General features: G+C 62.8%; 17 protein-coding genes. All 17 read right to left on the reverse strand.

The genetic code is table 11. The features are described from left to right. Positions 1-4 precede the first annotated feature (4 nt). The 17 genes from BBX35_RS09520 to BBX35_RS09600 all read right to left on the reverse strand — a co-directional run bounded on the left by BBX35_RS09520 (position 5) and on the right by BBX35_RS09600 (position 17,906). Positions 5-1,309 (reverse strand): ABC transporter substrate-binding protein, encoded by a 1,305-nt coding sequence (locus BBX35_RS09520; RefSeq protein ID WP_067219044.1) that lies wholly within the window; start codon positions 1,307-1,309, stop codon positions 5-7. A 31-nt stretch (positions 1,310-1,340) separates the two neighbouring features. Next, on the reverse strand, positions 1,341-2,768 hold the full coding sequence (locus BBX35_RS09525; protein WP_083206169.1) for an amidase: 1,428 nt from the start codon (positions 2,766-2,768) through the stop codon (positions 1,341-1,343). Beyond that, entirely contained in the window at positions 2,765-4,147 is a 1,383-nt protein-coding gene (locus BBX35_RS09530; RefSeq protein WP_244271600.1) for an aminotransferase, read from the reverse strand. Before BBX35_RS09530 ends, BBX35_RS09525 begins: the two co-directional genes overlap by 4 nt. 8 nt (positions 4,148-4,155) lie before the next feature. Further along, positions 4,156-4,557 (reverse strand): RidA family protein, encoded by a 402-nt coding sequence (locus tag BBX35_RS09535; protein ID WP_067219048.1) that lies wholly within the window; start codon positions 4,555-4,557, stop codon positions 4,156-4,158. A 23-nt stretch (positions 4,558-4,580) separates the two neighbouring features. Continuing rightward, positions 4,581-5,330 carry an IclR family transcriptional regulator gene (locus BBX35_RS09540; protein WP_067219051.1) on the reverse strand — a complete coding sequence of 250 codons (750 nt, stop codon included), beginning with the start codon at positions 5,328-5,330 and terminating at the stop codon, positions 4,581-4,583. Continuing rightward, positions 5,330-7,363: an alpha-ketoacid dehydrogenase subunit alpha/beta gene (locus tag BBX35_RS09545; RefSeq protein ID WP_208979809.1), complete on the reverse strand. Its 2,034-nt coding sequence runs from the start codon at positions 7,361-7,363 to the stop codon at positions 5,330-5,332. The genes BBX35_RS09540 and BBX35_RS09545 overlap by 1 nt, the downstream gene beginning before the upstream one ends. A 514-nt stretch (positions 7,364-7,877) precedes the next feature. Next, entirely contained in the window at positions 7,878-9,035 is a 1,158-nt protein-coding gene (locus BBX35_RS09550; RefSeq protein WP_067219054.1) for a TraB/TrbI/VirB10 family type IV secretion system protein, read from the reverse strand. Further along, entirely contained in the window at positions 9,032-10,096 is a 1,065-nt protein-coding gene (gene trbG / locus BBX35_RS09555; RefSeq protein ID WP_067219057.1) for a P-type conjugative transfer protein TrbG, read from the reverse strand. The genes BBX35_RS09550 and trbG overlap by 4 nt, the downstream gene beginning before the upstream one ends. After that, a complete protein-coding gene (gene trbF, locus BBX35_RS09560; RefSeq protein WP_067219060.1) occupies positions 10,093-10,782 on the reverse strand; it encodes a conjugal transfer protein TrbF in 690 nt (229 codons plus the stop codon). The genes trbG and trbF overlap by 4 nt, the downstream gene beginning before the upstream one ends. Further along, positions 10,779-12,161 carry a P-type conjugative transfer protein TrbL gene (gene trbL / locus BBX35_RS09565; RefSeq protein ID WP_067219062.1) on the reverse strand — a complete coding sequence of 461 codons (1,383 nt, stop codon included), beginning with the start codon at positions 12,159-12,161 and terminating at the stop codon, positions 10,779-10,781. Before trbL ends, trbF begins: the two co-directional genes overlap by 4 nt. Before the next feature lie 3 nt (positions 12,162-12,164). Beyond that, positions 12,165-12,452 carry a putative entry exclusion protein TrbK-alt gene (trbK-alt, locus tag BBX35_RS09570; RefSeq protein WP_067219064.1) on the reverse strand — a complete coding sequence of 96 codons (288 nt, stop codon included), beginning with the start codon at positions 12,450-12,452 and terminating at the stop codon, positions 12,165-12,167. A gap of 10 nt (positions 12,453-12,462) precedes the next feature. After that, the gene (gene trbJ, locus BBX35_RS09575; RefSeq protein ID WP_067219066.1) at positions 12,463-13,227 is read right to left on the reverse strand and encodes a P-type conjugative transfer protein TrbJ; all 765 of its coding nucleotides are present in this window, start codon (positions 13,225-13,227) and stop codon (positions 12,463-12,465) included. Continuing rightward, on the reverse strand, positions 13,224-15,680 hold the full coding sequence (gene trbE, locus BBX35_RS09580) for a conjugal transfer protein TrbE (RefSeq protein WP_067219069.1): 2,457 nt from the start codon (positions 15,678-15,680) through the stop codon (positions 13,224-13,226). The genes trbJ and trbE overlap by 4 nt, the downstream gene beginning before the upstream one ends. A gap of 10 nt (positions 15,681-15,690) precedes the next feature. Further along, positions 15,691-15,972, reverse strand: coding sequence for a VirB3 family type IV secretion system protein (locus tag BBX35_RS09585; protein WP_067219070.1), 282 nt, complete (start codon positions 15,970-15,972; stop codon positions 15,691-15,693). Next, entirely contained in the window at positions 15,972-16,304 is a 333-nt protein-coding gene (locus tag BBX35_RS09590; protein ID WP_067219073.1) for a TrbC/VirB2 family type IV secretion system protein, read from the reverse strand. The genes BBX35_RS09585 and BBX35_RS09590 overlap by 1 nt, the downstream gene beginning before the upstream one ends. Next, positions 16,301-17,290 carry a P-type conjugative transfer ATPase TrbB gene (trbB, locus tag BBX35_RS09595; protein ID WP_067219074.1) on the reverse strand — a complete coding sequence of 330 codons (990 nt, stop codon included), beginning with the start codon at positions 17,288-17,290 and terminating at the stop codon, positions 16,301-16,303. Before trbB ends, BBX35_RS09590 begins: the two co-directional genes overlap by 4 nt. A gap of 187 nt (positions 17,291-17,477) precedes the next feature. After that, on the reverse strand, positions 17,478-17,906 hold the full coding sequence (locus tag BBX35_RS09600; RefSeq protein ID WP_067219079.1) for a CopG family transcriptional regulator: 429 nt from the start codon (positions 17,904-17,906) through the stop codon (positions 17,478-17,480). Position 17,907: the final 1 nt, after the last annotated feature.

A 17,907-nucleotide genomic window follows, 5' to 3' on the forward strand; every position in this document is an offset into this window, starting at 1 on the left:
GACCTCACCCATTCATCCAAGGCGGCAGCTTGAAAGCCGCTTTCCCGTAAGGCCATGGTGCAATAAGGTCGGGTTCCCTCGTGTAGTCCTGTATTTGCAGGAACTGGTGCGGCATTCCAAGAGAGGGGTCGTCGACGCCGCCTGGATACGAATAGACATCCTGGCCGGCGGGAGTAAAACGCGTTGTTCCGCCCACGCCCCTGAAGATCAGCGAACGGATCCGATCAGCCACTTTCCGGTTCTGCGCGTCGTTTCCAGGTTCGCCGGACCCACCCGCAAGTGCAGCAGCTGTCGCCCAGATCCAAGCGCCATTATACGACTGCATTCCAGAGTTGTGTCCGGCGTCAGCGCCGAAGCGCTCCTTGTAGTGCCGTTCAAACTCTAACCCTATCTCATCCTGGAGGGCGCCAATTACCGTGGAAAACACGACGCCGTTCGCTGCCTCTCCGGCAATGTCCCGGAAGGATTTCACCGAAGGTCCGTACTGCATATAGACGAGACTCGGGGTGGGATTGTTCATGAATTGAATCATGAACTGCGCCAAGTCCGCCGGGAAGTAGTGGGTGACAACTATGACGGCGGGCGGATCTTGACGGATTTTTGCAAGAGTTGGTCCCCACTCGGAAATGGGCACATTGACCGTTTCATAAAGACTGACATCCCAGCCAAATTCCGCAGCGCCGTCGCGAACGGTATTGGCTATGTTCGAAGCGTACGTTCCTGCCGACAGGATGATCGCCATCTTGTTGTTGGGACGGCTGAAAGAACGGTCGTCCTCAAGACTCTTGAGGAACTTGAGAAGGCCGGTGCCGTACCAAATTTCTGCCGGGTCGGTCTGAAACGAACCGAAATAGCGTTGCGGATCGGACTCCACGAGCGCCCCGTGTCCACGCGAGGTGTCGTTGTGCATATAGATAATCCCCGCATCCGCGATGACGTCCTGGACGGCAGAGCCGGAACCGAGGTTGTAGCCATTTATCACGGCGTGTACGGCATACCGATCGATCAGTCGCTGTACGGCCTGAACGTTGGTGGCATCCCCCATCTGCTTAGTGTCTTCGAAGTAGGGCTCCAAGGGGCGGCCCAGCACGCCGCCCAAGGCATTGATCTCCTCGCATGCGAGGATGAGCCCGTTCCGGAACTCGACACCATCCGCGGCCGCAAAGTCTGTCAGCGGCGCGGCCTGACCAATGGGGATCGGCTCACCGCTCGCGTACGCAGTACCGTTCGCGCCAACCAATAGACCGGCGCTGCCCGCAAGCAGAGCAGAGCCTTTGAAGAAATTCCGACGATTAATTTGACTGTCCATGGTTTCCTCCTCCAGTCGCTAGAAATTCTGGTTAAAGCTCCGGGCGCCTTCCGCTCCACGGTTTCGCGATCTCCATCTGCCCCGCGAGATTGAAGAGGCTGGCCTCATCGTTGAGCCGCGCCGTCAACTGAACACCAATCGGCAGGTTGTCGCCGGTCCAACTCATCGGGATACTTGCCGAAGGCAATCCGGTCACGTTCGCTGGAGCTGTGAAGGCAAAGGAATCGAGAACCCGCTGCCACGCCTCTTCGCCACCGAGGGTGCCAGCATCGAAATATCCGAGCTTGGGAGGGGCAAACGGCAGCGTGGGAGATAGCCAGATGTCGTATTTTTCGAAGAAATATCCGAAGACGCGCGCCACACCCTGGAATCGGACAAGATCCTGGATGTAATCGACGGCTCGGCGGTTTATGCCTCTGGAGAAGAGATACTGGTTGAAAGGCTCAAGGTCACGAACCAGAACATCGGGATCAGTGCCGCGGTGCTCCGCAAGCGCGACCAGGCCGCGGGTCACCGTCATCGGCCAGAAGTTGCTTAGGGCCGCGCGAAACCCCGGGCCGTCGATCGGCGAGGAGATCTCCTCGACGTGGTGTCCGAGCGATCGGCAAAGGTTCGCCGCCTCCTCGACAGCAGCTACGCATTCGGGCGCGACGTACGTTCCATCCGGAGCGCCTGAGGAAACGGCAATCCGCAACCCCGCTTGAGGGCTGCGTACCGATTCCAAGAAGGGTCGCGGAGGAGGAGGAGCGACATAGGGATCGCCGGCCATAGGACCGCATGTCGCGTCGAGAATTGCAGCGCTGTCACGCACGCTCCGGGTGACAACATGCTCCGCAGTAATTCCGCCGATCGATTCGCCGACATCCGGACCAAGGGTGATCCGCCCCCGTGACGGCTTGAGACCGAAGAGACCGCAGCAGGACGCAGGAATACGGATTGATCCGGCTCCGTCATTGGCATGGGCGGCAGCCACATATTGTGCGGCCACCGCGGCAGCTGCGCCTCCGCTCGATCCACCCGGCGTATGATCGAGATTCCAGGGATTGCGCGTCGCGCCGCGCCAAGCCGGCTCCGTTGTTCCCACTGAGACCATTTCCGGCACGTTCGTCTTGCCAAGGGTCACAAAGCCTGCCTGCCGATAGCGGCGCATCAATTCGCTATCGTGGTCGATGACGTTGTCTTTCAGGAGGCGCGCGCTACCTGTCGTCGACTTGCCTTTCATATGGCAATAGAAGTCCTTCACAAGGAAGGGAACGCCCCGGAACGGACCATCCACCAAGCTGCCATCCGCGTTCTTACGCGCCTCGTCAAAAAAACGCTGCGTGACAGCGTTGATTTGCCCGTCACAGGATTCAATCCGGGAGATGCTGGCCTCGATCAACTCGCCTGCCGAGATTTCGCCGTCGGCGATTAATCTGGCCTGCTCTGTGGCGTCGCACTCGAGAATGTCGGAATTCACGCGGAAACCTCCCGGTCAATAGAAGTGGAAGCGAGAAGCTCGTTCTGCAGATCGGCAAGTGCGTCGGAGAGGCGGGAGAACAAGGTGGCGATCTCCGCCTCCTCGATTACAAGCGGCGGGCAGATCGCGATAACGTCGCCGAGGTTGCGCAAGATGATCCCCCGCTCCATAGCAAGCTCGATCAGGCGTGCGCCGACACGGCCGCTGGGCCGGAATGGCGCCCGCGATACCTTGTCAGCAACCAGTTCCAAGGCGCCAATCATGCCGATGCCGCGCGTTTCCCCGACAAGTGCGTGGTCGGAGAAGGAATGCAGATGCGCAAGAAAGGCCTTGGAGAGGGAGCGCACGCGCCCTAGCAGATCAATTTCGTCGTAGATGTGCAGCGTTTCCAAAGCGACAGCGCTTGTTACCGGGTGGCCGGCATACGTAAAACCATGGCCAAAGACGCCAAGCCGCCCGGCTTCCTCCGACACGGCTTGATAGATTTCACCGCTCATGAGCGTTGCGCCGATCGGCTGATAACCGGAGGAAAGACCCTTTGCCACGCTCATCATATCGGGCGTGAATCCGAACGCCTGGCAGCCAAACCAGTGGCCGGTGCGACCGAAACCACAGATCACCTCGTCACTCAGGAGTAGGATGTCATGCCGACGCAATAGCGCCTCGATGTCGCGATAGTAGCCCTCGGGAGGAATGATCACACCGCCGGCGCCCATAACCGGCTCGACGATCATCGCAGCAATATTTTCCGGCCCTTCGCGCTGGATCAACGCATCGAGCTCGCTCAGTATCCGAGCCGTGAAGGATTCCGGCGTTTCGTCCTTTTGTGCCTGGCGGTAGTGGTAAGGCGCTGCAGCGAAGAGAACCACATCGTTGTCTTCGACTGCCATTGCCCCACGTACGTGCGGCAGGCCGCTCAGAGTGGCTCCCATTACGGTGCTGCCGTGATAGGCATTGTGCCGGCTTATGATCTTCCGCTTTCGGGGCCGCCCGTGCGCGCTCTGGTATAGCCAGGCAAGCTTGATCATCGTGTCGACGGCCTCCGATCCCGAATTACAGAAGGAGACCTTTCCGTCCGACATCGGAGCGATCGACAACAGCTTCTCGGACAGCTCAATCGCGGGCGGATTGGCGCGTCTGTTGAACGTATGATAGCTGGCAAGCGTCAGGATCTGGTCGTGGGCCGTCTTGGCCAACCGCGGATTAGTAAACCCGAGCGTCGCGCACCAGAGGCTGGCCATTCCTTCGATGTAGCTGCGGCCCGAGCTGTCGGTGACCGTCACCCCGTTTCCCCGCTCGAAAATGATCGGGCCATCACGCTCAAGAACTTTCGGGTCGGTCTGCGGATGAAAGTGTGCGTGCCGATCAAGAAGGTCCAAAGAGTTTCTCATTGCGGCGGCTCCACACCAGCCGCCATGCATTCGATCTCGACGCGCCATTCCGAACGGCCCAACGCCTTCACGAGCACAAGCGATGCCGCCGGATAGGGCGGCTGAATGAAAGAATCGCGGACAGCGCGGATGGCCATCAGATCCGCTTCATCGACGACGAAGTAGTTCATCTTGATGATATTCGCGAATGTGAAGCGGGCCTGTTCGAGGACCTTCGACATGTTCTCGAAGATGATCCGGGTCTGCTCTCCTGCATCGCGCGGAATGGAGCCATCGGCGCGGACACCAACTTGCCCGGCCAAATGCACACTGGAGGCGCCTGGCGGCACGATCACGGCATGGCTGTAGTTGCCAAATGGCCCGGCCACCGCATCGCAATTGAAATAACGAACTGTCATATTTGCAATCTCCGTTCGCGCGGTCACTGTGCGACAAGCGCTTTAAGTGCTTGGAGGTACTCGTGCTTGCATTCGCGGAACCGCTCGGCAGGCGCAGATAGAGCGATCGCGAAAGGTGCGGTGCCGGCCTCCAATGGCACCGCCATGCAGCACACGCCCAGCGCAAATTCCTCGTTGTCGATGGCGTACCCATTTGTGCGGATGGTCTCGAACTCGCTCTGAAGCGCTCCGAGGTCCGTCAGGGTGCTGGGCGTGAGCGCCACGAGAGGTTTGCCGGCAAGGTACTCGCGGGCACGGAGGCCAGGAGCGAAAGCCAGCAATACCTTTCCAGCCGCGCGTGCATGCGCATGCTCATATTGCCCGTGCGGCACTTCAGCGGCACGCACAGCGTTGGTACCGCGCGCCACGTCGAGCGTAACGATCTCGCCTTGCCACCAGCCAACCGCATAGCAGGTCTCTCCTGTAGTCGCCGCCAACGAACGTACAAGCGGGCGGAGATGATCGGGTGCAGAGAACTGGCGCTGAAAAGCCTCGGCTAGGACACCGGTCTTCAATCCCAAGCGGTAGTTGCGCCGTTCATCGCGTGCAATGAAGCCCATGTCGGCCAGCGTATGGACGAGATGATATGCGGTCTGCCGCTCGACGCCGATTGTTTCCGCGATCTCCCGGACACTGAGGCCAGTTTCACTGCGCGCAATAGCGGTCAGAATATTCATCGCACGCGCCACAGAATTGATGCGTGCGCGAGTGGCAGGTTGTTGAGTGTCACTCATCAGGCGTTTTCCTTCTCCATCTGCGGCGCATTGGCGCGAAAGAGGCTTGCTGCGGCATCAACGATCTTTCGGCGGCTCGGTAGGAGGGCTTCTTGAAGAACGGGGGAAGCCGGGATGCGGACGTCCGGAGCAGCGATCCGTGAAAAGCGGACCGAGCCGGGAGGAAGACGCTCCATTAGTCCGGCAATAACTTCGGCACCGAAGCCTCCCGTATGGTTTGCCTCGTGCGCCACTATCACCCGGCCGCCGCAAGCGCTGACGGTCTCGCAAACCGCTTCCCAGTCCAGTGGCGCGAGCCAGCGCAGATCGAGCACGGCCGCAGATATGTCGATTTTTTCAAGATCGGCCGCAGCCTGCTCAAGCAGCGGCAGAACGGTGCCCCAACCGACCAGCGCGACATCCTGACCGCTCCGCCTCAGAGTGGCACCAAATGCCGGCTCCGCTGATTGGGTTAACGAAACGCTTGTGGGGATCTGGTAGAGTGCTCGAGACTCAATGATGATAACCGGATCGTCATCAGCGACTGCCGCGCGCAGCATGCTATACGCATCCTGTGGCGTCGCCGGCAGACCGACCCGCAGGCCTGGAATATGGCTCAGCATGGCTTCCAGACACTGGGAGTGCTGAGCCGTCGAGCCTGGCGTTGCGCCTTGCTGAACGCGCACCACCAGAGGGACTGTCCGGCGCCCTTGTGTCAGGTACCGAATGTTGGCGGCCTGATTTATGATCTGATCGAGCGCAACGAGCAGAAAATCAGCCCACATGATCTCGACGATGGGGCGTTTTCCTTCGAGCGCTGCCCCCACCGCCGATCCGAGAATGGCCGCCTCAGCAATCGGCGTATCGAAGACACGCTCCTCGCCAAACTCTCGCTGGAGATAACGAGAAGCACCAAAAATCCCGCCAGCATGACCGACGTCCTCGCCATAGACAACCACGTTCGGATTTGACGCCAACTCTGCCTTCAGGGCTTCGTTCACGGCTTGGATGTAGGTAAGATCCTTGACTTCTGCGGTCGCCTCTTCTGAGGCATTTGCCAAAACAGGACGATGCGGACCGACAACATGAAGCTTAGCCGTTTCCGGGTCCGGAGCTGGCAGAGCCAGCACCTTTTCAACGACAGCAGCCCACTCCTGATCGATCCGCTGACGCAGCAGTTCAAGTTCAACTGCGCTACTTATCGCACTTTCGCAAAGCCGCTGCTCAATCCACAAGAGCGGGTCACGGGTCTGCGCTTCTTGGCGCTCCTGTTTCGGCCTGTAGTGCTCGATATCCCGATTGTAGTGTCCCCAAAGACGCGGAACCCGACACTCGATGAACACCGGTCCTTCGCCGGACACTGCGCGCTCGCGAGCGAGTGCGAATGTTTCCCGCACGGCTAATGGATCAATGCCATTAATCGTAACCCCTTGAATGCCATATCCCGCCGCCCTCTTCGCGAGGCGATCGAGTTTCGTGATGCGTGAGATCGGCGTCATTTCCGACCAACCGTTGTTCTCGCAGACGAAGATCACCGGCAGTTTGCGGCTGACTGCGAAAACGAAAGCTTCGTGGAGCGCCCCCTGACTCGTGGCGCCATCGCCGAAGGTGACGGCGACAACCCGATTCGCCCCTTCAAGCATGGCCGCCATGGCGGCGCCGCAGGCAATGGGCCCACCAGCGCCGACTATGGAATTTTCGCCAAGAAATCGATCATTGGGAGCGGTCACTAAGGCGGAACCGCTGCGACCGCCGTTTACTCCTGCCGCCTTGTGGCAAAGCTCAGCGAGCAGGCCTTCAGCCGACACGCCGCATTCCAAGGCCCATCCGTGCCCGCGATAAGTGGCGATAACCCGGTCCTGCTCTTCCAGTGCAGCCAAGGCACCAATTGGCACTGCCTCCTGGCCAGCACATAGGTGCACCGAGCCGACGATATTCGGCTCCTTGCTAGTACTGAGATCGAATGCGGTCTGCTCGAACTGGCGTATGCGGTAAACCCGCTCATATGCCGATAACAGGAACTCGGCATCAGATGCAGAAATCGGTGACGGCACGATGTCTCCCAACGAGTTGTTCAATTCAACACATAGGCAATCCTAGTGACCGCTCTCGGCAAATGTCAATATTATTGTCAGATTATCACTATCTTATAAAAAATAGCGATTAGGAAATGAAACCTGCGCCGTCTGCCGCGCTGATGGTGCCCACCAGCTCTAGTTCTGCAAAACAGACTCAAGATTTTGATATTGTTTGATAAATCAGTATTTACGCTGTTCGGGACCAAGTGCTCAGGTTCCACCGAGTCGTAGAGGCAACTGTGCTCGGCCACATACCGATCGAGTCTCCCGTTGAGGAGCTTCGGTAAGATGATGGTCACGCGGAACGATGCTGGATTGGAGGCTCGATCAGTTACCGAAGGTTGCTATCGCTATCTCACAAGCAAGAATTGAGAAGACGTCTTGACTGTTCAGATAACGGAATAGGCGGACGGCAGCGGCGCTGGCAGTTTCCGCCATCATCTTTGCGGGTTTGTTGTCGGTTAAAAGACGAGCTTGAGCTTGGTCATGGTCAGTCTCGGTAGGGTTCGAATACTAAGTCGCGGATCACGATGATCCTAACCGGAAAGCCCGGTCGGATGGTCAGCGTCGGCGCGACCTGCAACTGACGCTGAACGATCTGCTGCCCGGCTTGGTTGATTGTATCCTGCGTCCCGTCGCGGATGGCGCGGATTAAGCGGTCCTCGTCGCTGGTTGCCAGCTCCGTGCCGATCGCAAGCAGCGTGGACAGCCCTGCGGCCTTCATCAGATCCCACCAGTGATAGTCGACCCCATCCTCAAGGCCGGCATATCCCTGCGTGTCGGCGCCCGGCTGGCGCTCCAGCACGATGGAGCGGCCATTGGGCAGAATGAGCCGATTCCAGACGAGCAGCACGCGGCGCTGGCCGAACTGAACGGTGTCGTCGTACTGGCCGATGATGCGGGTGCCCTGGGGTACGAGCAGGAACCGGCCGCTCGGGCTGTCGTAGACGTTCTCGGTCACCTGCGCGGTGATCTGACCGGGCAGATCCGAACGAATGCCGGTGATGAGCGCGGCCGGGATCACAGCACCAGCCTGAAGCAAATAGGGCGAGGCCGGCGGCATGACGCGATCCGAAGACATCGTTCGGCGATCGACAGGGGCATTGAGGAAAGCGAGTTGCCGGTCCTGCGCGGTCTGCTGGAAGGGCTGGCCGTTCAGGTCGGCCAGATCGATACCAGAAATGTTCGCTGTATTCGCGCCTCCAGGTGAGGCCGCCGTCGTGCCTGGTCCGGTTTGGAAGAAGACACGACTGGTTCGCGCAGCTTCCTCCTCGGCTAACCGGCGTTGCTCCGCTTCATCCACTGTGGGAGTCGTGATGATCGGCGGCACGACGGGCTGGCCCCGGTTTTGAGCGTCGAGGATGGGACGGCCGAGGTCGCCGGGCAGCGCCGGACCGAGAAGCGGGCCGGTATAGTCGCGCGGCAGGCTCGTAAGACCATCGGCGGTGGGCCGGTTCTCGGTCGAGTAGAGTTCTTCGCCACCGGTGCCGGCGTCGCGCGTCTGGAGTGCATAGATCAGCGCGCCGCCCAGGCCAACTAGCGCGACGGCGCCCGCGCTGGCGAGCACCTTGCGTGAGAGGCGGGTGACGCGCGGCGGTTCGGCGCGAACCCGCATCGGCGCAGCGGTGTTGTTTTCGCTCTCGCTCATGTCTCCTGCCCTCCGCTATGGCTCCCGGCGTTCGTCGCTTGCGAAGCTCCACTGGAGCTTCGCCTCCACGAGAGTGGACCGCTCCTCACCCTCCCGTCCGTGCGGACGATCCTGACGGTCTGCTGGCGGTCACCGCTGCCAAGGCGCAGTTCGGCCGCGCCGAACAGACGGTCCACGATAAGGATGTGCTGGTGAATGCGACTGTTGACGATCTGCGCTTCGCCGTTCGCGCCTAGGACGAAGATCGGCGGCATCTCACCCTGAACGATGCCGCGCGGAAACTCGACATAGACTCTGCGGCCATCGTCATAAACGGCGGCCGGCTTCCACGGCGGATTGTCACCGGTAAGACCGTAGCGGTAGTTGCGCGCGGCGACGGCCGGAATGACCGGTGTGGCGGGAAGGTTCTGGGGCTGGCTGGCCGGTGGCTGCGGATACGCCCAGGCGACGGCGGGCATATAGGGTTTCTCGCCGGAACGCAGCTCGAGCATGTAGACGCGGCGATCGGTCGTCACGACGAGGTTGGTCGTGATGTCGGCGCGGGTCGGCTTGACGAGGATATGGACGCGGCGGGTCGCGCCGCTCCCGCTCTCGGTGTCGCCGATGATCCAGCGCGCTGTGTCGCCAGCCGCAATCGGCCCCGTACCGGTCAGGCTCTCGCCCGGTTGGAGCGCAATGTTGCTGATCTGCCCAGGAGCCGCATAGACCTGATAGAGCGCGCCTTCGCTCCAAGGATAAACCTGGATCGAGTTGTAGTAGCCTTCGCGGCGCGGCTCGACGCGGGCGGCGGCGTTGGCGTTCTCGACACGCGCGGTCGGCGTGCCGGCGGCCGTGCCACCGCGCGCGACCGTCCAGGCCGGCGGAACATGCAACGGCCGCGGCCGATCGTCGGTGACGGAAGCGGGCACGGCCGGCAATGCCGGTACGTTGGCGTCGTAGCTGATTTCCGGCGGCTTGTAAGTGGCGCAGCCCCCCAGCATAGTTGCAGAAAGGAGCAAAGCCGCGATTGCGGGTTTACGGAAAACCGGAATGGCGGGGTTGCAGATCATCGGCCGGCTCATTGGCTCATCTCCCGCGACCACGAAATCGCATTGACGTAGATGCCGAGCGGATTTGCCCGGAGCCGTTCGGCGTCGCGCGGCAGCTGGATCACGACGGTCAGGATCGCGGTCCAGCGTTCGGTGGCGGAGAGCTGGCCGTTCTCGAAACGACGCTCCGTCCACGCAACGCGGAAGCTGTCCGGCGACGCCCGGATGACGCTGGAGACCTCGACAGCAACCTGCTGGCGGCCGACCCTGGTAAAGGGATCGTTAGCGCGGGCATAATCGTTGAGCGCCGCCGCGCCACGATCCGTCGTCCACTCGTAGGCGCGAAGCCAGTTCTGGCGAACAATGATGGGATCGGCCGGGATCGAGCGGACCTGTTCGATGAAGCGGCCGAGATGCCATGCCACCTGCGGGTCGGTCGGGCGGTAGTCGGCCGTGGCCGGAGCGATGGTTTGCGCCTGGCCGAGATTGTCGACCTGCACCACCCAGGGAACGACGGTCCCGCGCGCCGACTGCCAGACAAGCGCGGCGGCGAAGCCGGCCGACAGGACCAGGCTGCCGAAGGCCATCAGCCGCCAGTTCTTCGCCTGGACCCGGGCCAAGCCGATGCGCTCGTCCCAGACTTGTGCGGCCTTCTGATAAGGGGTCTCAGGTTCCGGCGTCTTGCCATAGTGCGTTGCCGGTCGTTTGAAGATGTTCATGTGCGGTCACTCTCGGAAAGGTTGACGGAGGAGCCGGAGCCGTGGCTGTCGCCGGAGCGGATCGCGTGCGCGGCCGTGCTGACGCCGTGGCTCATCGCCTGGCTGCGTTTCATGCGCTTCGCCCACTCGGGAGCGTCGTCACGAGACGGTGTGGGTCCAGCCGTCGAAGCAGTGCTGCGGGAGGTGTCGCCGGTGGCGTCACCTCCGACCGTACCCATCGTCGAGGCGCCGCCGGTTGCCCCGAAACCACCCTTCACGCCGTCCGAGAAACTGGATTTGACGCTCTCTGTAGCTCGCGTGGCGGCCCGACGAAGCGGCGAACCGGCTGCCGATCCGGCCGCGCGAGCAACGCCGCCAAGACCGGAAGCAACGCCGATGGCGCCGGTCTGTCCCACGGAGCCGAGACCGTAAGCGGATGAAGCTGCACCAGCCGCGGCGACGCCACCGCGGACGGCGCCCGCTGCGCCGGAAAGGGCCGCAGATCCTCCCTTCGCGGCCAGACCGGCCGCTCCACCCGCAGCAAGGGTCGCACCGCCGACCGCAAGGCCTGTACCAACCGCGGCGCCTGCGCTGAGTTGCGGTCCACCGGAGACCAGGCCGCTGGCAATGCCAGGTCCGAATATACCGAGGCCGAGAAGGGAAAGTGCGGCCAGGACAACAGCCATGGCGTCATCGATGGTCGGAGTTTGCCCGCCGAAACCGGCGGTGAACTGGCTGAAGAGCGTCGAGCCGATGCCGATGATGACGGCAAGCACCAGCACCTTGATGCCGCTCGAAATGACATTGCCCAAGACGCGCTCAGCCATGAAGGCGGTCTTGCCGAAGAGGCCGAACGGCATCAGGACGAATCCCGCCAAGGTGGACAGCTTGAACTCGATCAGCGTCACGAAGAGCTGTACGGCCAGAATGAAGAAGGCAAGGATGACCAGCGCCCAGGCGAAGAGCAGGCAGGCGATCTGGATGAAGTTCTCGAAGAAGGCGATCCAGCCCATGAGGTCGGAAATGGACTCCAGCAGCGGCCGGGCGGCGTCGAGGCCGGTCTGGGCGACCATGCCGGGGCGCATCAGATCCTGCGCAGAGAAGCCCGTGCCGGAGGCTTTCAGACCCAGGCCGGAGAAGCTCTGGAAGACGATCTCCGCGAGGTTGTTCCAGTTGGAAATCAGGTAAGCGAAAACGCCAACGAACAGCGTCTTCTTGACGAGGCGTGCGATGATGTCGTCATCGGCGCCCCAGCTCCAGAACAGGGCGGCCAGCGTCACATCGATGACGATGAGCGTGGTGGCGATGAACGCCACCTCGCCGCCGAGCAGGCCAAAGCCCGAGTCGATGTAGCGGGTGAAGACCCCGAGAAAATTATCAATGACACCCGCGCCGCCCATGCTTCATCGCCCTTCTGTCGATAGCGGAGCGGCAGGTGCGGGCGAGCGACCGAGGAAACGATCACGGGTTTCGGCCCAGACGCGCAGGCAGTCTGCATCGCCGGCCGCCTGCTGCCCGAGTTGCTGGCAACGGCGCTGACCCTCGCGCAGCGGGTCGTTTTCGGGCTCGACAAGGCGCGCCGGCGACGATGACGGCATCTCCTCCTTGCGGGTCATCTCGATGACCGCGGCCGTGACGGCCGCGGCCACGAACACGACAGCGCCGAGCCGGGTCAGCATCTTGCCGTCCATAGCGGTGCCCTCAGTTTCCGTTGAACATCTGCGCGTTGCCGGGCTGGTAGCCAGCGTCCGGCGTCAGGAACCGCTCGCGTTGGATGCGCCCCTGCTCGGCAGCCGCCGTACGTTCCGCCTCGGTGAGCGCGCCTGCACGGCCGTTGGCGGCAAGCAACGCGATCAGGTCGGAGAGCTGCTGCGACTGGAGCGCCAGAAGCTGGTTGCCGGCCTGCGTCGCCTGAAGTGCGCCGGTCGCGCTCTGGCTCCGGCCAACGAGCTCCGACATCTGAGTGCGATTGGTGTCGATGTTGCCGACGACGCCTGCCTGCACGCGCATGGCATCCTGCAAGCCTCCCACCGTGTTCTGCCAGCGGGCACGGGCATCGGCGAAGAGCTGCTGGTCCGTCGCCGACATCGACACATTGCCGTATTGCTGCTGGAACGCCTGGTCGATGCGCTGCACGTCGAAGGCGATGTTCTGCGCCTGGCTCAAGAGCTGCTGCGTGCGCTGCACGTTCTGCTGCAAGGTCTGAAGCGAGGAGAACGGCAGGCTCGCCAGATTGCGGGCCTGGTTCATCAGCATGGTCGCCTCGTTCTGAAGCGAGGTGATCTGGTGGTTGATCTGCTCCAGCGTCCGGGCGGCGGTCAGCACGTTCTGCGCATAGTTGCTGGGATCGAAGACGATCCGCCACGCGAAGGCCGGCAAAGTCAGGACTGGCGAAAGCGCGAGCGGCGCAGCAAGGAAGGTGGCGGCCACGAGAACGGCGCGCGAGCGGAAACGGCGGATGATCATGGTTGAGGCTCCTTTTCGGGCTGGGGAATGGGTGTCGGGAAGTTGGGAATGAGATCGACCGCCCAGCCGACGTTGCGGGCTTTGAGCCAGGCGGCGAGGAATCCGTCGGCGCCGTGTTCGGCGACGAGGCTGGCGATCAGCGATTGGTCGGCCTTGGACGATGCGGCGCAGAGCGCGAGGCAGACTTCGGACAGGCCGAGCTCGAACAGGCGGTTGCCACGCCGGGACTGGCAGTAGTAGTCGCGCTTGGGGACGGCGCGCGCGAGGATTTCGATCTGGCGGTCATTGAGGCCGAACCGGCGATAGATCGCGGTGATCTGCGGCTCGACGGCGCGTTCGTTCGGCAGCAGGAGCCGCGTCGGGCAGCTCTCGATGATGGCCGGTGCGATATTGCTTCCGTCAATGTCCGACAGGCTTTGCGTGGCGAAGATGACGCTGGCGTTCTTCTTGCGCAGCGTTTTCAGCCATTCGCGAAGCTGGCCGGCGAACCCCTCGTCGTCCAGCGCCAGCCAGCCTTCGTCGATGATGAGCAGTGTCGGCCGCCCGTCGAGCCGGTCGCCGATGCGATGGAAGAGATAGGCAAGCACGGCGGGCGCGGCGCCGGTTCCGACAAGGCCCTCGATCTCGAATGCCTGTACGTCGGACGAGCCGAGATGTTCGGCCTCGGCGTCGAGCAGCCGGCCATAGGCACCGCCGACGCAGAACGGACGCAATGCCTGCTTTAAGTCGTTCGACTGAAGCAGCACGCTCAAGCCGGTGATTGTGCGTTCCTCGACGGGCGCGGAGGCGAGCGAGGTCAGCGCCGTCCAGAGATGCTCCTTCACCTCGGGCGTGATGGCGACGCCCTCGCGCATGAGGATGGCGGCAATCCAGTCCGCCGCCCATGCGCGTTCATAAGTGTCGTGGATGCGCGCGAGCGGCTGGAGCGAGACGGAAGCGTCCGATCCTTCGGTCAGCCCGCCGCCCAGGTCATGCCAGTCGCCGCCCATCGCGAGCGCCGCCGCACGGATCGAGCCACCGAAGTCGAAGGCGAAGACCTGAGAGCGCTCATAGCGGCGAAACTGCAAGGCCATGAGCGCGAGCAGCACGGACTTGCCGGCACCGGTCGGGCCGACGACGAGGGTATGGCCCACGTCGCCGACATGAATGCTCAACCGGAACGGGGTCGAGCCTTCGGTCCTGCCGTAAAGCAGCGGGGGTGCGCCGAAGTGCTCGTCCCGTTCCGGCCCCGCCCACACGGCGGAGAGGGGGATCATGTGGGCGAGATTCAATGTGCTGATGGGCGGCTGTCGGACATTGGCGTAGACATGTCCTGGGAGACTTCCCAACCATGCATCAACCGCGTTGACGGTCTCGATCATGGCCGTGAAGTCGCGGCCTTGCATGATCTTCTCGACGAGCCGCAACTTCTCATCGGCAAGGCGCGGATCAGCATCCCAGACGGAGACGGTGGCCGTGACGTAGGCCATGCCCGCCACGTCTTGCCCAAGTTCCTGCAAGGCCATGTCGGCGTCGGCGGCTTTGTTCGCCGCATCGGTGTCCACGAGCGCTGATTGTTCGCTGGTTATCACCTCTTTGAGGATCGCGGCGATGCTCTTGCGCTTGGCGAACCATTGCCGGCGAATTCTGGTGAGAATCCGGGTGGCCTCTACCTTGTCGAGCAGGATCGCGCGGGTTGACCAGCGATAGGGGAATGCCAGCCGGTTCATCTCGTCGAGCAGGCCGGGCGTCGTCGCGGTCGGGAATCCCACGATGGTCAGCACGCGCAAATGCCGGTCGCCCAGGCGCGGCTCCAGCCCGCCGGTCAGCGATTGATCGGCGAGCAGCGCGTCGAGATGTATCGGAACTTCCGGTACCCGCACGCGATGGCGATTGGTCGAGATGGTAGAGTGCAGGTAGGTCAGCGTCCCGGCGTCATCGAGCCAAGTGCATTCCGGCATGAAGCCGTCGAGCAGCGCCAGGACGCGGTCAGTGCGATCCAAGAATCCGCGCAGGATCTCCCACGCGTCCACACCCGCTTTCTCGCGGCCTTCGTAGAGCCAGGCCTCAGTTCGGGCGGCGTCCTCGGCGGGCGGCAGAAACAGGAAGGTCAGGAAGTAACCCGATACAAAATGCGTGCCTTCGTCCTCGAAGTCCGCCTTGCGCTCGGCATCGACCAGCGCCGATGCTGCGTCGGGAAAGGTACTCTCGGGATAGGTCGCCGCCTCGCTTCGCTGCGCCTCGACGAAAATGCTCCAGCCAGAGCCGAGGCGCCGGAAGGCGTTGTTGATGCGGCCGGCGACCGCGACCAGTTCGGCCGCGACGGCGGAATCCAGATCAGGCCCGCGAAACTTCGCGGTGCGCTGGAACGAGCCGTCCTTGTTGAGCACGACGCCCTGGCCGACCAATGCAGCCCAAGGCAGATAGTCGGCGAGACGGGTGGCGGTGCGGCGATATTCGGCAAGATTCATCATGCTCGCGCCCTCACACCGACAAATGACCGGGGATGCGCAGATGCCGGCGACCGACTTCCACGAACAGCGGATCGCGCTTCGCCGCCCAGACGGCCGCGAAATGGCCGATGGCCCAGATGGCGATTCCGACCAGCCAGAGGCGCAGGCCGAGGCCCACGGCGCCGGCCAGCGTGCCGTTCATGATTGCGATGGAGCGCGGTGCGCCACCGAGCAGGATGTGTTCGATCAGCGCCCGGTGGACCGGGATCGAAAATCCCGGCACCGCGTCGAGGTGTTCGAAAGCGGTCGCCATCAGACGAGCGCTCCGCCGCCAAACGAAAAGAAGGACAGGAAGAAGCTCGACGCTGCAAAGGCGATCGACAGGCCGAACACGATCTGGATCAGGCGGCGAAAGCCTCCACTTGTGTCGCCGAAGGCGAGCGCCAAGCCCGTCGCGATGATGATGATGACGGCAACAATTTTCGCGACCGGCCCTTCGATGGACTGAAGAATCGATTGCAGCGGGGCTTCCCACGGCATTGACGAGCCTGACGCGCGGGCGGCGGGCCCCAGCATCACGCTGATGGCGACGGCGGTGGCGGCCGTTGCCACACGTTGGCGGCCGCGCGAAAGGAATCGGATCATGTCGGTTCTCCTGTCGAGTTGGAGGCTTGGGTTGCGGGGGTGATGCGGTAATCGCCGTCGGAGCCGAGCCCGTCGACGCGGGCCAACTCAGCGAGCCGGCGCGCGGAACCGCGGCCAGACAGCACAGCAACGAGGTTGATGGTCTCGGCGATCAGCGCGCGCGGGACCGTCACGACCGCTTCCTGGATGAGCTGCTCGAGGCGGCGCAGTGCGCCGATGCCGGAGCCGGCATGGATGGTGCCGATGCCGCCCGGATGGCCGGTGCCCCAGGCTTTGAGCAGGTCGAGGGCTTCGGCGCCGCGCACCTCGCCGATGGGGATGCGATCGGGGCGCAGGCGCAGCGAAGACCGGACGAGATCGGAAAGCGTGGCGACGCCATCCTTCGTCCGCATCGCGACGAGGTTAGGCGCAGCGCATTGCAGTTCGCGCGTGTCCTCGATGATGACGACGCGATCGGCACCCTTCGCCACCTCGGCCAGCAACGCGTTGGTCAGCGTCGTCTTGCCGGTCGAGGTGCCGCCGGCGACCAGGATGTTGGCACGGGATTGAACAGCCGCGCTCAGCGTTGCGGCCTGATCGGCGGTCATGATGCCGGCGGCCACGTAGTCATCGAGCGTGAAGACAGCGACGGCCGGCTTGCGGATGGCAAAGGCGGGCGCGGCGACGACGGGCGGCAACAGCCCCTCGAAGCGTTCGCCGGTCTCGGGAAGCTCGGCCGAGACACGCGGGGCTCGCGCATGGACCTCCGCGCCGACATGGTGAGCGACGAGGCGGACGATGCGCTCGCCATCGGCGGCTAACATCATCTCGCCCGTATCGGCCAGACCCTCCGACAGCCGATCAACCCAGATGCGGCCATCCGGGTTCAGCATGACCTCGACCACAGCGGGGTCTTCCAGAAACCGCGCGATAGCCGGTCCGAGCGCGGTGCGCAGCATGCGCGCGCCGCGCCGGATCGCTTCCTGTCTCTGGTGAGTGGTTGCCATTTCGTCCCCGTTTCTCGCGGGGACGCAACAGATGATCCCCGGATCGGGGATGATTAAAAGAGCCCGAAATCAGGCCCGTTCAACAAGATTTGGTCGTAGTAGTAGTGTGGCGTGCAAATACAGGAGAACGGCGGTGACGCGCCGATCTTGATCGAGAGTCACGCGATCCCATGGCAGGCTCCTGCCGTCATGCCTGCGTTTCGCCCACGTCCTCGGAAATCTCCTGCCGGAGCTTCGGACCATGTGCGAGGCGGCGTCCGAGGGCGCTCACGAATCGCTCATAACGTTTGCCCGCCTCGGCGCGCGCAGCCTGGGCGGCAGGTTCCGGCAGGGCCGGCGTCGTGCTCAGCCAGAACCGGATGAACACCGCCAGGCTCTCGACCGCGATCCCGACGTCGCGCTCCATCCGGGTCATGCGGCGGTCGAGCTGGTCGAGGCGCTTCGTGATCAGCGCCTCCCTGCGCTCTGCGTCATCCGGCGACAGAAACGATGCGATGGCAGCCTCGGCGATCATGGATTGCGATTGCTCCCGGCGTGCTGCGTAGTCGGCGAGCATCCTCATCACATCCGGGTCGACGTAGACGGAAACCTTCCGCTTCTTCATACGAGCCGTCATG

Source organism: Stappia indica, from assembly GCF_001696535.1.
Classification (GTDB): Bacteria; Pseudomonadota; Alphaproteobacteria; order Rhizobiales; family Stappiaceae; genus Stappia; species Stappia indica.

Excerpts from the sequence above, each read along its gene's own strand:
- BBX35_RS09520 (WP_067219044.1), bottom strand. The coding sequence starts at position 1,309 with ATGGACAGTCAAATTAATCGTCGGAATTTCTTCAAAGGCTCTGCTCTG.
- BBX35_RS09535 (WP_067219048.1), bottom strand. The coding sequence starts at position 4,557 with ATGACAGTTCGTTATTTCAATTGCGATGCGGTGGCCGGGCCATTTGGC.
- BBX35_RS09540 (WP_067219051.1), bottom strand. The coding sequence starts at position 5,330 with ATGAGTGACACTCAACAACCTGCCACTCGCGCACGCATCAATTCTGTG.
- BBX35_RS09550 (WP_067219054.1), bottom strand. The coding sequence starts at position 9,035 with ATGAGCGAGAGCGAAAACAACACCGCTGCGCCGATGCGGGTTCGCGCC.
- trbG (WP_067219057.1), bottom strand. The coding sequence starts at position 10,096 with ATGAGCCGGCCGATGATCTGCAACCCCGCCATTCCGGTTTTCCGTAAA.
- trbF (WP_067219060.1), bottom strand. The coding sequence starts at position 10,782 with ATGAACATCTTCAAACGACCGGCAACGCACTATGGCAAGACGCCGGAA.
- trbL (WP_067219062.1), bottom strand. The coding sequence starts at position 12,161 with ATGGGCGGCGCGGGTGTCATTGATAATTTTCTCGGGGTCTTCACCCGC.
- trbK-alt (WP_067219064.1), bottom strand. The coding sequence starts at position 12,452 with ATGGACGGCAAGATGCTGACCCGGCTCGGCGCTGTCGTGTTCGTGGCC.
- trbJ (WP_067219066.1), bottom strand. The coding sequence starts at position 13,227 with ATGATCATCCGCCGTTTCCGCTCGCGCGCCGTTCTCGTGGCCGCCACC.
- trbE (WP_067219069.1), bottom strand. The coding sequence starts at position 15,680 with ATGATGAATCTTGCCGAATATCGCCGCACCGCCACCCGTCTCGCCGAC.
- BBX35_RS09585 (WP_067219070.1), bottom strand. The coding sequence starts at position 15,972 with ATGGCGACCGCTTTCGAACACCTCGACGCGGTGCCGGGATTTTCGATC.
- BBX35_RS09590 (WP_067219073.1), bottom strand. The coding sequence starts at position 16,304 with ATGATCCGATTCCTTTCGCGCGGCCGCCAACGTGTGGCAACGGCCGCC.
- trbB (WP_067219074.1), bottom strand. The coding sequence starts at position 17,290 with ATGGCAACCACTCACCAGAGACAGGAAGCGATCCGGCGCGGCGCGCGC.
- BBX35_RS09600 (WP_067219079.1), bottom strand. The coding sequence starts at position 17,906 with ATGACGGCTCGTATGAAGAAGCGGAAGGTTTCCGTCTACGTCGACCCG.